Annotated in this window: 13 protein-coding genes; 6 read left to right on the forward strand and 7 right to left on the reverse strand. The window is 74.0% G+C overall.

What is annotated here, in order from left to right; genetic code table 11:
• The first annotated feature begins 192 nt into the window (after positions 1-192).
• Positions 193-3,906 carry a S8 family peptidase gene (locus tag BLV02_RS19680; RefSeq protein ID WP_069109769.1) on the forward strand — a complete coding sequence of 1,238 codons (3,714 nt, stop codon included), beginning with the start codon at positions 193-195 and terminating at the stop codon, positions 3,904-3,906.
• 21 nt (positions 3,907-3,927) lie between these two features.
• On the opposite strand, the gene BLV02_RS19685 is transcribed toward BLV02_RS19680, so the two are convergent.
• Both BLV02_RS19685 and BLV02_RS19690 read right to left on the reverse strand, forming a co-directional pair.
• Positions 3,928-4,596: a response regulator transcription factor gene (locus tag BLV02_RS19685; protein WP_171906662.1), complete on the reverse strand. Its 669-nt coding sequence runs from the start codon at positions 4,594-4,596 to the stop codon at positions 3,928-3,930.
• Positions 4,593-5,780, reverse strand: a complete 1,188-nt coding sequence (locus tag BLV02_RS19690) for a sensor histidine kinase (RefSeq protein WP_069109770.1) — start codon at positions 5,778-5,780, stop codon at positions 4,593-4,595. Before BLV02_RS19690 ends, BLV02_RS19685 begins: the two co-directional genes overlap by 4 nt.
• 110 nt (positions 5,781-5,890) lie before the next feature.
• On the opposite strand from BLV02_RS19690, the gene BLV02_RS19695 reads away from it, so the two are divergent.
• From BLV02_RS19695 to BLV02_RS19705, 3 genes are read left to right on the forward strand one after another with little or no spacing between them, the layout of a single operon-like run.
• On the forward strand, positions 5,891-6,622 hold the full coding sequence (locus BLV02_RS19695; RefSeq protein ID WP_069109771.1) for an ATP-binding cassette domain-containing protein: 732 nt from the start codon (positions 5,891-5,893) through the stop codon (positions 6,620-6,622).
• A complete protein-coding gene (locus BLV02_RS19700; RefSeq protein ID WP_069109772.1) occupies positions 6,619-8,163 on the forward strand; it encodes a DUF1349 domain-containing protein in 1,545 nt (514 codons plus the stop codon). The genes BLV02_RS19695 and BLV02_RS19700 overlap by 4 nt, the downstream gene beginning before the upstream one ends.
• Entirely contained in the window at positions 8,160-8,936 is a 777-nt protein-coding gene (locus BLV02_RS19705; RefSeq protein ID WP_069109773.1) for an ABC transporter permease subunit, read from the forward strand. The genes BLV02_RS19700 and BLV02_RS19705 overlap by 4 nt, the downstream gene beginning before the upstream one ends.
• Positions 8,937-8,940: 4 nt before the next feature.
• Here BLV02_RS19705 and BLV02_RS19710 read toward each other — a convergent pair whose 3' ends face one another.
• A complete protein-coding gene (locus BLV02_RS19710) occupies positions 8,941-9,954 on the reverse strand; it encodes a helix-turn-helix domain-containing protein (RefSeq protein ID WP_069109774.1) in 1,014 nt (337 codons plus the stop codon).
• Positions 9,955-9,976: 22 nt separating this feature from the next.
• On the reverse strand, positions 9,977-10,906 hold the full coding sequence (locus tag BLV02_RS19715; RefSeq protein WP_069109775.1) for a dihydrodipicolinate synthase family protein: 930 nt from the start codon (positions 10,904-10,906) through the stop codon (positions 9,977-9,979).
• 31 nt (positions 10,907-10,937) lie between these two features.
• On the opposite strand from BLV02_RS19715, the gene BLV02_RS19720 reads away from it, so the two are divergent.
• The gene (locus BLV02_RS19720) at positions 10,938-11,906 is read left to right on the forward strand and encodes an NAD-dependent epimerase/dehydratase family protein (protein ID WP_069109776.1); all 969 of its coding nucleotides are present in this window, start codon (positions 10,938-10,940) and stop codon (positions 11,904-11,906) included.
• On the opposite strand, the gene BLV02_RS19725 is transcribed toward BLV02_RS19720, so the two are convergent.
• Together BLV02_RS19725 and BLV02_RS19730 are read right to left on the reverse strand one after the other, a co-directional pair.
• On the reverse strand, positions 11,893-12,378 hold the full coding sequence (locus BLV02_RS19725) for an anthrone oxygenase family protein (protein WP_069109777.1): 486 nt from the start codon (positions 12,376-12,378) through the stop codon (positions 11,893-11,895). The genes BLV02_RS19720 and BLV02_RS19725 overlap by 14 nt on opposite strands.
• A 35-nt stretch (positions 12,379-12,413) precedes the next feature.
• A complete protein-coding gene (locus tag BLV02_RS19730) occupies positions 12,414-13,235 on the reverse strand; it encodes an NAD(P)H-binding protein (protein WP_069109778.1) in 822 nt (273 codons plus the stop codon).
• 146 nt (positions 13,236-13,381) lie between these two features.
• On the opposite strand from BLV02_RS19730, the gene BLV02_RS19735 reads away from it, so the two are divergent.
• Complete coding sequence (locus tag BLV02_RS19735) at positions 13,382-14,368, forward strand: AraC family transcriptional regulator (protein WP_069109779.1); 987 nt, start codon at positions 13,382-13,384, stop codon at positions 14,366-14,368.
• Here BLV02_RS19735 and BLV02_RS19740 read toward each other — a convergent pair.
• Complete coding sequence (locus tag BLV02_RS19740; RefSeq protein WP_069109780.1) at positions 14,365-14,904, reverse strand: dihydrofolate reductase family protein; 540 nt, start codon at positions 14,902-14,904, stop codon at positions 14,365-14,367. The two genes, BLV02_RS19735 and BLV02_RS19740, sit on opposite strands and share 4 nt — an antisense overlap.
• Positions 14,905-14,916: the final 12 nt, after the last annotated feature.

Consider the following 14,916-nt stretch of genomic DNA (forward strand, 5'->3'; position numbering starts at 1 on the left):
GCGAGCGGGTGGGGACGCCGGCGTCCCTCCCACCGGCGACCCCACCCACCCACGCGCGGACCGGCCGACGGCCGTGGCGGGTTTCTGCCATGGCGTCCATCGGCCAGCGTCGCCCTCTCGGCAGCGGCGGCCGCGCGCCCCTAGGCTCCGAGAATCCGCGCCGCCTTTCGGCGCCTCTGCCCGGGAGGTCCCATGCGCCGGTCTCGTCCCCTGCTCGCCGTCTGTGCCGCCGCGCTGCTGGTCGCGGCCGCCGCACCGGGCGCCGCGGACCCGGCCCCGCCGGCGCCGCTCCCCCGGCCGGTGGCCGACGGCGTCACCGTCACGCTCGTGACCGGGCACCGGCTGCGGGTCGACACCGCCGCCGACGGGCGGCACGCGGTCACCGCGCTGCCCGCGCCGGGCACCGGGCGCGGCAACCTCAAGGTGGTCGAGCGGCCGGAGGGCCTCTACGCCATCCCGGCCGAGGCCGAGCCGTACCTGGCCGCCGGGTCGCTGGACCGCGAGCTGTTCAACGTCACCGGGCTGATCGAGCAGGGCTACACCGGCGACGCGCTGCCGCTGATCGTCACGTACGCCGGGGACGCCACCGCCCGGGCCGCCGCACCGCCCGCGCCCGAACACGCCGTCGTCACCGCCACGCTGGAGAGCGTGGGCGCGGTCGCGGTGTCCGCGCCGGCCGCCGAGCTGCCCGCGTTCTGGACCGACGTCGCCGCCGACCTGCCCAGCGCCGAGACCACCCGCCGGGCGGCGCCGTCGATCGAGAAGATCTGGCTGGACGCGAAGGTCCGGCCGGCGCTGGCCGAGAGCGTGCCGCAGATCGGCGCGCCCGAGGCGTGGGCGGCCGGGTACGACGGCGCCGGCGTCACCGTCGCCGTGCTCGACACCGGCTACGACCCCGCCCACCCGGACCTCGCCGGCCAGGTCACCGGCGCCGCCGACTTCTCCGGCTCGACCGTCCAGGACGGCAACGGGCACGGCACGCACGTCGCGGCCACCGTCGCCGGGACGGGGGCAGGGTCGGACGGCGCCCGCGTCGGCGTCGCTCCAGGGGCCGACCTGCTGATCGGCAAGGTGCTCGGCGACGACGGCAGCGGCCAGAACTCGTGGCTGATCGAGGGCATGGAGTGGGCCGTCGCGCAGGGCGCCGACGTCGTCAGCATGAGCCTGTCCAGCGAGGTCAGCGACGGCACCGACCCGCTCAGCCAGGCGGTGAACGAGCTGACGGCGGCCAGCGGGACGCTGTTCGTGGCGGCGGCCGGCAACGAGGGGCCGGGCGCGACCACCGTCCGGGCGCCGGGCGTGGCCGACGCCGCGCTGAGCGTCGGCGCCGTCGACAAGTCCGACGTGCTGGCCTCGTTCTCCAGCCGCGGCCCGCGGCTCGGCGACCACGCGATCAAGCCGGAGATCACCGCGCCGGGCGTGGGGATCGTCGCGGCGCGGGCGACCGGGACGTCGCTCGGCGACCCCGTCGACGACCTCTACACCAGCCTCGACGGCACCTCGATGGCGACGCCGCACGTGTCCGGCGCGGCCGCGCTGCTGCTGCAGCGGCACCCGGACTGGGCGGCGGACCAGCTGAAGCGCGCGCTCGTGCAGTCGGCGCAGGAGCTGGACGAGTACACCGTCTACGAGCAGGGCGCCGGGCGCCTCGACGCCGCGCGCGCCGTCACGCAGACGACGTTCGCCGACACCGCTGTCATCGATCTCGGCGTCTACGACTGGCCGCACGACGGCACCGACCCGGTCGTCACGCACGCCGTCACGTACGCCAACGACGGCGCCGAGCCCGTGGTGCTGGCCCTGGACGCGACGCTGACCGGCGCGACCGGCACGCCCGCGCCATCCGGCATGCTGGCGCTGAGCGCCGCGTCGGTGACGGTGCCGGCGGGCGGCAGCGCGAGCGTCGACGTCACGTTCGACCCCAACGTCGGCGACCCGGACGTCTACGGCGGCCGCGTCACCGCCCGCTCGGCCGACGGCAGCGTCGTCGTCCACACCGTCGTCGGCGCCACGAAGGAGCAGCGGACCATCGAGGTGACCATCGAGGGCATCGACCACGAGGGCGCGCCGGCCGTCGGGGCCAGCTCGGCCGAGCTGTGGAACCTCGACACCGACTGGTCGGGCACCGGGTTCTTCGGCCGCAAGGGCGGCGGCAGCGGGCCGGCCGTGTTCCGGGTGCCGCCGGGCACGTACAGCCTGTTCGGGGTGCTGTTCACGCCGGACGAGTCCGGCGAGCAGGCGCGCGAGGTGGCGATCGTCGGCGACACCGAGCTGGAGCTGACCGAGGACACCCACCTCGTGCTGGACGGGCGCACCGCCACCCGCGTCGCCGTCGACACGCCTCGGCCGACCGAGCACCAGGGCCTCACCCTCGGCTGGTACCGCAGCTCCGAGAACCACATGTTCAACCTCAAGTACATGCTCGACCAGTACATCGACGTCGCGTACGCCGCGCCGACCGAGCAGGTGGAGCGGGGCACGTTCGAGTTCTCCAGCCTGTGGGAGCTGTTCGCGCCGGAGCTGACGCTGCGGGCCGGCGGCCGCGAACTGGCGCACGAGTACGCCGTCGGCTCGCCCCGGGTCGACGGCCGGCACCGCTACCCGGTGGTCGACGCCGGCACCGGCACGCCCGCCGAGCTGGCCGGCCGCGACCTCGCCGGCGCCGCGGCGCTGGTCCGCCGCTCCGACGACATCTCCATCGACGACCAGGTCGCGGCCGTGACGGCGGCCGGCGCCTCGGCGATGATCATGCACCACGACCGGCCGGGATGGCTGTTGCAGTGGGTCGCCGAGGGCACGACGATCCCGGTGGTGACGGTCTCGCAGGCCGACGGCGCGGCGCTGCTCGACCGCCTGCCCGTCGTCCAGTTCGACGGCGTCGCCGTCAGCCCGTATCTGTACGACCTCATGCAGTCGTGGCCGGGCGCGATCCCGTCCGGCCTGGTCGAGAAGGTGCGGCCGCGCGACCTCGCGTCGCTGGAGTCGACCTATGTGGCGACCGGGCCGGAGCACCGGGGCAACGAGGCGCGGCACGCGTTCCGCCCGTACGACAACTTCTCCATCCGCAGCCCGCGCGAGGTGCTGCTGCCGTCGCACCGCGACGAGTGGGTCACGCCCGGCGACACCCGCTGGCAGCAGTTCGTGTGGGCGCAACAGCTGCTGGTCGCGGGCATGATCGAGGGCGAGCGCACGTACTCGGCCGGGGAGTCCGACCCGCGGTCGTGGTTCGGCCCGGTGGTCCGGCCCGGCGTGCCGCTCGACACCGACCACTACGGCCAGTTCGGCATGCCCGGGTTCCGTTCGGACGACGAGTTCACCATCCTGATCCGCTCGTTCCTCGACGGCAGCGACCGCAACGGCGACGAGACGTCGTACGACACCGCCGCCGCGCGGCTCTACCGCGACGGCTCACTGGTCGCCTCGCGGGACGGGGTGTACGGCACCTGGCCCGCGTCGCCGTCGCCCGCGTCGTACCGGCTCGAGCTCGACGTCGACCGCACCGCCCCCTGGTGGCAGCGCTCGACGTCGACCCGGACGGCCTGGACGTTCGCGTCGTCGCGGCCCGATGCGGGCGCACGGGAGCCGCTGCCCCTGCTCCAGGTCGACTACGACGTGGACGTCGACCAGTGGGGCGCGGTCAGCTCGCGGGCCCGCACCCGCGTCTCGCTGACGGTGCACCAGCAGGCCGACGCCGACCCGGTCACCGGCGGCGGCCTGCGTCTCTCCGCCTCCTACGACGACGGCGCCACCTGGCACCCCGCCCGCGTCACCCGCCGCGGCGCGGTCTACTCCGCCCTGCTCGACCCGGTACGCGGCGCCGACGCCGTCGCCCTGCGCGTCGAGGCCTGGGACGGCGACGGGAACAGGATCGAGCAGACGGTGCTGCGCGCCTACGGCCTGCGCTGAGTCGGTCCGGCCGCCGCGCGGCTAGGACAGCGTGTCGATGATGCGGTAGCCCACGCCGGGTGTCGTGCCGATCACCGGGGGTGCGCCGAGCTTGCGGCGGAGCCGGCTGATCGTGACCGCGACGGTGTTGGTGAAGGGGTCGGCGTGTTCGTCCCAGACCTGTTCGAGCAGGTCTTCGGCGCTGAGGTAGGCGGGGGCGGCGCGCAGCAACGCTTCGAGAAGGGCGAATTCCTTGACGGACAGCTCCAGCCGGCCGCCGTCGCGGGTGACGGTGCGGCGCACGGGGTCGAGCTCGATGCCCGCGGCGCACAGGGTGCGGGCGCGAGCCGAGGACTGGCGGCGGGCGAGGGCGCGGATGCGCAGCACCAGTTCGGGGAAGTGGAAGGGCTTGGTCAGGTAGTCGTCCGCTCCGAGGGTCAGGCCGCTGACGCGCTCGCCGGGTGAACCGGCCGCGGTGAGCATGAGGATCATCGCCCGGGCCTCGCTGCCGGCGATCATCTGGCACAGGACGTCGCCGTGGATTCCGGGCAGGTCACGGTCGAGGACGACGACGTTGTACGCGTTCAGGTCGAGCTTGGCCGCGGCTTCGACACCGTCGTGGGCCAGGTCGACCGCCATGCCGTTGTCGCGCAGGCCCTCGGCGATGACCGCGGCGAGGGCGCGGGTGTCCTCGACCACCAGGACCCTCATGCCCGGGCTCCCGCCGGCGCCTGGGTCGACGGCAGGGTGATGGTGACGCGGAGCCCGCCTTCGGACCGGGCCCGCAGGTCGAGGCGGCCGTGGTGCGAGGACGCGATGGCGGCGACGATCGAGAGCCCGAGACCGGATCCGGTGTCCGAGCCGGTGCGCTCGACGCCGAGCCTGCGGAAGGGCTGGGCCAGCGCCGCGACCTGCTCCTGGGCCAGCACCTGGCCGCCTGTCTCCACCGCGAGGATCGCGGACGTGGGGTGGGCGGTGGTCTCGACCCGGATCCAGCCACCGGCCCGGTTGTGAGTGATCGCGTTGTCGATCACGTTGTCGACCATACGGGACAGCAGTGTCTCGTTCCCCTGCGTCCAGGCGCCGGCCTGCAGGTCGCGGTCGTCGACGGTGAGCTGTCTGCCGGCGATGTCGGCGGCCCGGGCGTGCAGGGCGGCAGCGGTCACGCGGCCGAGCGAGACCGGCACGGAGTCGGCCGGCGCACCCACCTGGGCGTGAGCGAGGGTGAGGAGGGCTTCCAGCAGCCGGTCGACCTGGTCGAGCTCGGTGCGGATCCGGTCGGCCAGCACCACGGTCTGCGCCGGTGCGGGCTCCGGCTTGGCCACGGCCACGTCCAGCGACGCGCGCATCGTCGCCAGCGGGGTACGCAGTTCGTGGGAGGCGTTGGCCACGAACCGGCGCTGCGCCGTGAACGAGCGCTCCAGTCGATCGAGCAGGCCGTCGATGGTGCCCGCGAGGTCGGTGACCTCGTCCGCGGGGCCGGCCAGCGCGAGCCGTTCGTGCAGGTTGTCGGCCGTGATCCGCTGCGTCGCCGCCGTGATCGTCCGCAACGGGCGCAGCACCCGGCCCGCGACGAGGTGGCCCAGCACGATCGAGACGACCGCCATGACCACGAGGGCGATCGCCGAACCGGTCAGCAGGCGATGGGACTGGTCGGCCTGGACCTGCGAGAGCTGGGCCTCCAGCTCACCGATGCGCGCCTGCGCCTGCGCGAGCGCGGACGGCCGCGACGCGGGGTCGTCGAGCGGCTCCGTCCGGCTGACGTCGTCGAGGCTCAGCAGGTAGGCGATGGCCAGCAGCGCGGTCCCGGACAGGAAGAACAACGCCACGTACATGGCGGTGTAGCGCAGCCGTACGGTGCTGCCCCGCAGGGCCGAGGCCCGTGCCTTGCTCATCGGCGCCCTTTCGTTGCGTGCCGGCGCTGACAGGATCTCGCGTCCGACCTAACACCGCCATGACGGGTCGCGTTCGGCTCGCGTGATGCCCGGCTCCCTACAACTGACCCATGCAAGCAACCATCGAAGTCAAGGACCTGCGCAAACGCTTCGGGTCGACCGTCGCGCTCGACGGGATGACGTTCACCGTCCGGCCGGGACGGGTCACCGGTTTCGTCGGCCCGAACGGTGCCGGCAAGTCGACGACGATGCGGGTGGTGCTCGGCCTGGACGCCGCGGAGTCCGGCAGCGCGCTGGTGGCCGGGCGGGTGTATCGGACGCTGCGTTCCCCGTACCGCCACGTCGGCGCGCTGCTGGACGCGGGGGCCGTACAGCCGAGCCGCAGCGCCCGTCACCACCTGCTGTGGCAGGCGCACTCCCAGGGCCTCGGCGCACGCCGGGTCGACGAGGTGCTCGACCTGGTCGGGCTGCGGCAGGCGGCCCGGCGCAGGGCGGGTGAGTACTCACTGGGCATGCGCCAGCGTCTCGGGCTCGCCGCGGCGCTGCTCGGCGACCCGCCGGTGCTCATGCTCGACGAACCGTTCAACGGCCTCGATCCGGAGGGCATGGTGTGGATCCGCGGCCTGCTGCGGTCTCTGGCCGCCGAGGGCCGTGCCGTCCTGGTGTCCAGCCACCTGATGAGCGAACTCCAGGACGTCGCCGGTCACGTCGTGGTGGTGGGCCGGGGCCGGGTCGTCGCCGACACCGGTGTGGCCGACCTGATCGGGCGTCACACGACGCTGGAGGAGGCCTACCTGGAGCTGACCCGGGACGCGGTCGAGTTCCGCGGGGGGCCGCGATGAGGACGCGGGGCGCCAGCGGGTTCGTCCACCTGCTGCGGGCGGAATGGACCAAGCTCTGGACGGTGCGCGGCTGGAGCATCGCCATGGCCGCCGCGGCCCTGGTGATCGTGGCGCTCGGTCTGCTGATCGCGTCGGGTGACCGCGCCTCGTGTGGTGGCCCGAACGACGACGACTGCCCCGCCGCACCGGTGGGGCCGGGCGGCGAGGCGGTGCAGGACGGCTTCTACTTCGTCCACCAGCCGCTGACCGGAGACGGCACGATCACCGTGCGGCTCACCTCGCTGACCGGGATCATCACCTATCCCCCACCCGGCCACGACGAGATCGTCGACGGCGTCGTGCCATGGGCGAAGGCCGGCATCATGATCAAGGACGGCACCGAGCCTGGATCGTCCTACGCGGCGGTCATGCTGACCGGCGATCACGGCGCGCGCATGCAGCACGACTTCACCCACGACACCGCCGGCCGCCCCGGCGGTGCGTCGGCCACGTCCCCGCGGTGGCTGCGGCTGACCCGCGCCGGGGACACGCTCACCGGCGAGGAGTCGGCCGACGGCGTCCGCTGGACCGGCATCGACACCGTCCAGCTGAAGGGACTACCGGACGACGTCCAGGTGGGCCTCTTCGTCGCCTCCCCCTGCGACCTGACGGTGAGCTCGAGCCTCGGCGGGAGCGCCGAGGAGTGCCGCTTCACCCAGGCCACGGCCGTCTTCGATCGCGTCGAGGTGCAGGGGTCCACTCCCCTCGACGCGTGGAGCGGCATCGAGGTGGCCGACGACGGCGGGCAGACCGCCTGGGAGCGGGACCACCGCCCGAACGGGTTCGTCCCGTCCGGTGACACGCTCACGGTGTCCGGAGCCGGCGACATCGCGCCCCTCGGCGACGCCGGCGCGGCCCCCGTCGAGCGCACGCTCACCGGCGTGTTCGCCGGGCTGGTCGTCGTGATCGTCGTGGCGGCCATGTTCAGCACCACCGAGTATCGCCGGGGCCTGATCCGCTCCACCCTGCTGGCCAGTCCGCGGCGGAGCCGGGCACTGGCGGCGAAGGCGGTGGTCATCGGCGTGGCCGCCTTCGCCGCCGGGCTGGCCGCCACCGCCGTCACGGTCCCCCTCGGCACCCGGATCCTGCGCGCGAACGGCATCCAGATCCTGCCGGCGCCTCAGCTCACCGACCTGCGCGTCGTCGTCGGCACCGCCGCGTTGCTCGCCGTCGCCGCCGTGTTCGCCCTCGCCCTGGGCATGCTGCTCCGGCGCAGCGTCGTCGCCGTCACCGTCGGCGTCGCCGCACTGGTGCTGCCCTACTTCCTGGCGGTCGGCTCCGTCGTCCCCGACGGTGCGGCGGCCTGGCTGATGCGGCTCACCCCCGCCGCCGGATTCGCGATCCAGCAGAGCATCCCGGCCTACCCCCAGGTGATCGGCCACTACGCACCGTCGACCGGCTACTACCCGCTCGCCCCCTGGCTCGGTTTCGCGGTGCTCGGCGCCTACACGGCGCTGGCTCTCGGACTGGCCGCCGTCCGGCTGCACCGCAGCGACGCATGAGGCGCGAACTGCACGCGGAGTGGACGAAACTGCGCACCTCCCCGGCCACCGGATGGCTGCTCCTCGGCGTCGCCGCGGTGACGGTGGCGCTGAGCGCCGCCGTCGCCGCCCTCGTCACCTGCTCGTCGTCGGACTGCGGCTACGACGCCACCCGCGTCGGCCTCGCCGGTGTCCAGGTCAGTCAGGCGCTGGTGGCCGTGCAGGCCGTGCTGGCGATCAGCGGTGAACACACGACGGGCATGATCCGGACGAGCCTCGCCGCCATGCCGCGCCGGGCGCGGGTCCTGACCGCCAAGGCGGCCGTCCTCACCGGCGTGACGCTGGTGGCCGGAACCATCGGCGTCCTCGGGGCCATCGTGGCCGCGGGGCAGATCTTGCCTGGCAACGGATTCACGCCCGCGCACGGCTACGCCCCGCTGTCCCCGGCCGACGGATCGACCCTTCGGGCGGTCGCCGGCTCGATCCTCTACCTCGTCCTGATCGCGCTGCTCAGCCTCGGCATCGCCACCGCGGTGCGGGACTCCGCCACCGCCGTCGGGGTCGTGCTCGGCCTGCTCTACCTCGTCCCGATCATCGCCGTGCTGGTCTCTGACCCGCGGTGGCAACACCTCCTGAATCAGATCTCACCGACGAACGCCGGCCTCACCATCCAGGCCACCTCCCAGCTGTCCGGCCTGCCCCTCAGTCCCTGGGCCGGCATGGGCGTGCTCGCGGGCTGGGCCGCTGCCGCGCTCCTCGGTGGCGGTGTCCTGCTGCGGCGCCGAGACGCGTAGAGCGTCAGGGCACGTCGTCGCGGCCGCCAGGCGCCGGGCCGTAGCCGTCCAGCCAGCCGTGCTGGGCGGCGTGCCAGCCGAGCTGCAGCCGCGTCGACACCTGGGCGCGGTCGAGCAGGGCGCTGATGCGCCGGTGCACGGTCCGGATGCTCAACCCCAACTGGCCGGCGATCGCCTTGTCCGTCAGTCCGGCCAGCAGCAGCGACACCAGGTGCGCGTCGGCCGGGGCCAGCCGCGGCGGACGGCCGGAGGCGCGGGCGGTCAGCGCGGACAGGTCGAACGCGCGGTCCCACAGCGACTCGAACAGCGCGATCAGCGCCGCCAGCAGCCCGCTGCGGTGCACGACCATGAACGTCGGCTCGGTCTCCGGGTCGTCCGGGGTCAGCGGCACGAACGCCTCCGACCCGTCGATCAGCGCGAACTTCACCGGCAGCTCGTCGACGACACGAGCCTGCTCACCGGCGGCGACGTAGCGGGCGACGGCCGCGCTGCCGCCGTCGGTCTCGAGGACCGACCGTTCGTAGACGGCGCGGGCGGTGACGCCGCGGGCGAGGAGGTCCAGTTCGGTGTCGTTGGCCTCGTGCGGGATCGCGAACGGCGGCTTGACCAGCACCAGCACCTCCCGCTCGGCCCGCCGCTGCAGCTGCTGGAACCGCTGCGCCACGGCCGGCCGCCCGACGACGACCTCGACCAGTTCGGCGGCCTCGCGGGGACGGCGGCTGGCGCGGTAGCGGCGCAGCAGCTCGTCGACCGCCCGCCGGGTCTCCTGCAGCTCGGCCTGCCGTTGCAGGATCAGCGGCTCGATCGCGATGTCGGGCGGCGTCGCCAGGAACCGCGGCGTGCGGTCGGCGGTGCGGCTCATCAGCCCCTTCGCCTCGAGCGACGCGAGCACCGCCGTGGTCTCTTCGAACGACAGCCCCAGCCGGGTCGCGATGGCGGCGGCGGTGTCGGCGGGCGAGTCGACGAGGGCGCCGTACACCTGCTCCTCGACGGCGGTGACGCCCGCGGCTTCCAGCATCCGGCCACGGTAGCCGCTGCGATCAGGCCGGGAACAGCTCCGGGAGCAGCCGGTTCGCGTCAGCGCGGGCCGGCGCGACGGCGTCGTCGGGCGCCGACGACGCGGGCCAGCGCAGCGTCGTGCCGATGTCGGCCCAGCCGCCGACCGTGGCGAGGAACTTGTCGAGCGCCGGGTTGGACAGCCCGGCGGCCTGCAGCGGGGCGATGTGCCGGCGGAAGAACTCGGCGATGCGCGCCTCGACGTCCAGCGCGCCCGGCGGGTCCGTCGTCATCATGCGGTACCAGGCGACGGCGCCGCGCGGCGACATCGCGGCGACGTTGGAGTAGCTGCCGTGCGCGCCGCGGGCGAGGCCCGTCGCCAGCAGGTGGCCGGGCACGAAGACGGACAGATCGCCGGCCAGCTCGGCCATCGCGGCGTACCAGCCGTCGTCGCCACCGGCCATCTTCACGCCGATCAGCGACGGCGTCGCGGCGGCGGCGCGGGCCAGCAGCTCCGGCCCGACCGGCGTCTTCGCGTGCGGCGGGTTGTAGAGCACCAGCGGCACCGGCCCCGCCGCCTCGGCCGCGCCGGCCAGGAAGCGCACCACCTCGTCGTCGTTGAGCGGCACCCAGTCGGGCAGGATCACCTGGACGGCGCCCGGCTCCAGCGCCGCGGCCCGGCGGATCCGGCCCATCATCACCGGCGTGGCCGGGTGCGACGCCCCGAGCTGGAACGGCAGCCCGGCCGCCTCGCACAGCGTCGCCAGCACGTCGTTGACGTGGTCGAACTCGGCCTCGTCGATGGCGTGGAACTCGCCCGCGGTGCCGTGTGCGTAGACGCCGTCGACGCCGCTGGCGATCAGTGCGTCGACCTGCGCGGCCAGCCTCGCCCAGTCGACGTCGCCGCCGTCACGGAGCGGCAGCAGCACCGTCCCCCACACGCCCCTGACATCGACCGCCCGCAGCGCCTTCATGCCGACGACCCTAGACGGCCATGATGGGCGCATGCGCATCGTCGTCGTCGGCGGGACCGGTCATGTCGGCACGTACCTGATCCCGCGGCTGGTCGCCGCCGGGCACCAGGTCGTCAACCTCAGCCGCGGCACGCGGCGCCCATACGCCGAGCATCCGGCGTGGGAGCAGGTCGAGCAGCTGACCGTCGACCGCGAGGCCGAGGACCGCGCCGGGACGTTCGCCGGCCGGGTCGCGGACCTCGCGCCGGACGTCGTCGTCGACATGGTCTGCTTCACCGAGGAGTCGGCCCGCCAGCTGGTCGACGGGCTGCGCGGGCGGGTGGCGCACCTGGTGCACTGCGGCTCGATCTGGATGCACGGCCCGAGCCGGTCGATCCCGCTGCGCGAGGACAGCGAGACCGTGCCGTTCGGTGACTACGGCGTGCGGAAGGCGGCCATCGCGCGGCTGCTGCTGGACGAGACCGCACGCGGCGGGCTGGTGACGACGTCGCTGCACCCCGGGCACATCAGCGGGCCGGGCTGGCACCCGATCAACCCGCTGGGCAACCTCGACCCGGCGGTGTGGACGGCGCTGGCGTCCGGTGCGCCGCTGGCCGTCCCGGGCATCGGGGCCGAGCTGCTGCACCACGTCCACGCCGACGACGTCGCGCAGGGCTTCCAGCTGGCGATCGAGCGACGCGACGCCGCGGCCGGCCAGGCGTTCCACGTCACGGCGCCGTCGGCGCTGACCGTCCGCGGGTTCGCCGGGTACGCGGCGTCGTGGTTCGGCCGCGAGCCGGCGCTGGAGTTCGTCGGCTGGGACGAGTTCCGCGCCGGCACCACGCCCGAGTACGCGGAGCAGAGCTGGGAGCACCTGTCGCGCAGCCAGTTCGCGTCCAGCGACAAGGCCCGCCGCGCACTCGGCTACGCCCCGCGGTACGCGCCGGAGGAGGCGGTCCGCGAGGCGGTCGAGTGGCTGGCGGGCCACGGCGAGCTCGACGTCGAGCTCAGCGCCGGATGAGGTAGGTCGCGAACAGCACCACCGACGCCGTCGAGCTGACCAGCCGGACGTGGTTCCAGCCGGTCCAGCGGGACAGGTAGCGCTCCCAGACCTCGGCCCCGGCGGCGCTGCCCGGGTCGGCGGCGGCGAGCTGGTCGTTGAGCGGGACGTTGAACGCCATCGTCACGGCGAAGGTCCCGACGAGGATGACGAGCGCGGCGGCCAGCAGCAGCCCGGACGCCGGCCGGTCCAGCCGGAGGAACGTCGCGACCGTCAGGCCGAGCGAGACCAGCGCCGTCCCGCCGAAGGCGAGCCCGAACAGCGGGTTCAGGATGACGACGTTGATCTCCTGCATCGCGGCGATCGCTTCGGGAACGGGGCGGTTCGCCAGCGCCGGCATCAGCGCGACGGAGCAGAAGAACCACATCCCGGCCATGAGGGCGCTGCCGGTGATCGCGATGACGGTGGCGGTGGTCTCGAGGCGGTCCGACATGGCCGGGTCTCCTTTGCTGTCTCGGTGGGGTGTGGTCAGGCGGTCCACGCGCCGCGGGCGGCGGCTTCGCGGGCGTAGTCGGAGAAGTCCTTCGGCGCGCGGCCCAGGGCCCGCTGGACCCCGTCGCTCAGGTGCGCGTTGCGGCCGTCGAGGACCTCGCCGAACAGGTAGCCGACCAGCCAGGCGACCTCGGCCGGCAGGTCCGCGTGCGCCAGCGCCGCGACGTAGTCCTCGTGCGCGACCGGGATGAAGGCGATCTCGCGCCCGCTGGCCTTCGCGATCTCGGCGACCGCCTCGGCGAAGGTCAGCATCCGCGGCCCGGTCAGCTCGTACACCTCGCCGGCGTGGCCGTCCTCCGTCAGCGCCGCCACCGCGACGTCCGCGATGTCGTCGGCGTCGACGAACGGCTCCGGCACGTCGCCGGCCGGCAGCGCGACCTCGCCGGCGAGGATCGGGTCGAGCAGGTAGCCCTCGTCGAAGTTCTGGTTGAACCAGGAGCAGCGGACGATCGTCCACTCCAGCCCGGACGCCTGCACGACCTTCTCGGTGGCCTCCGCCTCCTCCTCGCCGCGCCCGGACAGCAGCACCAGCCGCTGGACGCCGGCGTCGCGGGCGGCCTCGGCCAGTTCCTTGACCAGGTCGGCGGAGCCGGGGATGGCGATGTCGGGGTAGTACGCGATGTAGACCCGGTCGACGCCGGCCAGCGCGGCCGGCCACGTCGTGCGGTCGGTCCAGTCGAACGGGATCTCCGCCGACCGCGAGCCGACGCGGAACGTGGCGCCGCGGGCCGTGAGGCGTTCGATGACCCTGCGGCCGGTCTTGCCGGTGCCGCCGAGGACGAGGCTGGTGGCGTTCATGGTGTGCTCCCTGTGTCGGTGTGTGCTTGCTTGTCGTCCAGTCAAGCAGCGCTGATCCGGCGGATCTATGACTGCACAGCCACCTTTCATGCTCATTCGTCCAGCCACTCTGGATGTCTGGGCATAGAGAGGTGGATACTCGTCTCATGACGACGACGCCGGACCACTGGGCGCCCACCGACCCGCTCGGCGAGGCGCTGCACCAGATGCGCATGAACGGCGCGTTCTACTGCCGTTCCGAACTGAGCGCCCCCTGGGGCATGACGATGCCGGCCATGCCGGGCCACATCTGGTTCCACATCGTGACGTCGGGACCGGCGTGGCTGCAGACGGAGGACGCGCCGCCGCGCGCGCTGCTCCCGGGCGAGCTGGCGCTGGTCCCGCACGGGCGCGGGCACCTGATCCTCGGCGCGCCCGGCGCGCCGGCACCGAGCGTCATGGACCTCGAACGCGTGACCGCCACCGAGCGGTACGAACTGATCCGCCACGGCGGTGGCGGCGACCCGACGACGCTGATCTGCGGCGCCGTCCGGTTCGACCACCCGGCCGCGCGCAAGCTCGTCGAGGCGCTGCCCGACACCATCCACGTCGAGGTCGGCGGGTCGCCGCAGCAGGAGTGGATGCAGAGCACGCTGCGGCTGATGTCGGCCGAGGCGCAGCACCTGCGGCCCGGCGGCGAGGAGGTCATCACCCGGCTCGGCGACATCCTGGTGATCCAGGCCATCCGGGCATGGCTCGAGACCGACCCCGCCGCCCGCACCGGCTGGCTCGGCGCGCTGCACGACGAGCAGATCGGCCGGGCCATCTCACTGATCCACCAGCAGCCCGACCGCGACTGGTCGGTGGCCAGCCTCGCGGCCGAGCTGGCGATGTCGCGGTCGGCGTTCGCCGACCGGTTCACCAAGGTGGTCGGCGAGCCGGTCATGCAGTACCTGACGACGTGGCGCATGAACCTCGCGCTCGACGCGCTGCGCTCCGAGCAGGCGACGGCGGCGCAGCTGGCGCGGCGGCTCGGCTACCGCTCCGAAGCCGCCTTCGCCCGCGCCTTCAAACGCGTCGTGGGTCTCCCGCCCGGGGCGGCCAAACGCGGCAGCCTGCCGGTCGTCCCCAGCCCCACGCCACCGGGCGCCTAGGCGCGGACCACCCGGTAGCGCAGCACCGTCCCGGTGGCCTCGACGAGTTCGAGGTCGACGCGGCCACGGCCGGGGCCGCCGTAGAGCCGGACGCCGTCGCCGAGGAGCAGCGGCGCGATGTGCACCAGCAACTCGTCGACCAGCCCGGCCTCGACGCACTGCAGCACGACGTCGGCGCCGAGCACCAGCAGGTCGCCGTCGCCGGCGGCGGCCTGCGCCGTCGCCACGGCGGCGCGGATGTCGCCGGACAGGAACGTCGGCGCGCCGGCCGGCAGCGGCTCGGCCGGCGGGTGCGTCGTCAGCACGAACTCGGGGCCGGACCACGCGCCCTCGAACGCCTCGCCGCTGCCCTTGCCGACGTCGCGCTGCCCGACGTCGTAGGTGTGCCGGCCGCTGAGGATGGCGCCGACGCGCGGCACGACGTCGGACGAGGACTCCGGCGGCGCCGGCTGCTCGAACACCCAGTCCATGTCGTGCTCGGGCCCGGCGATGAAGCCGTCGACCGACATCGTCACGTGCCACAACACCCTGCTCATGGCCCGAACCTA

Origin of the sequence: Jiangella alba, assembly GCF_900106035.1 — a bacterium.
GTDB lineage: Bacteria > Actinomycetota > Actinomycetes > Jiangellales > Jiangellaceae > Jiangella > Jiangella alba.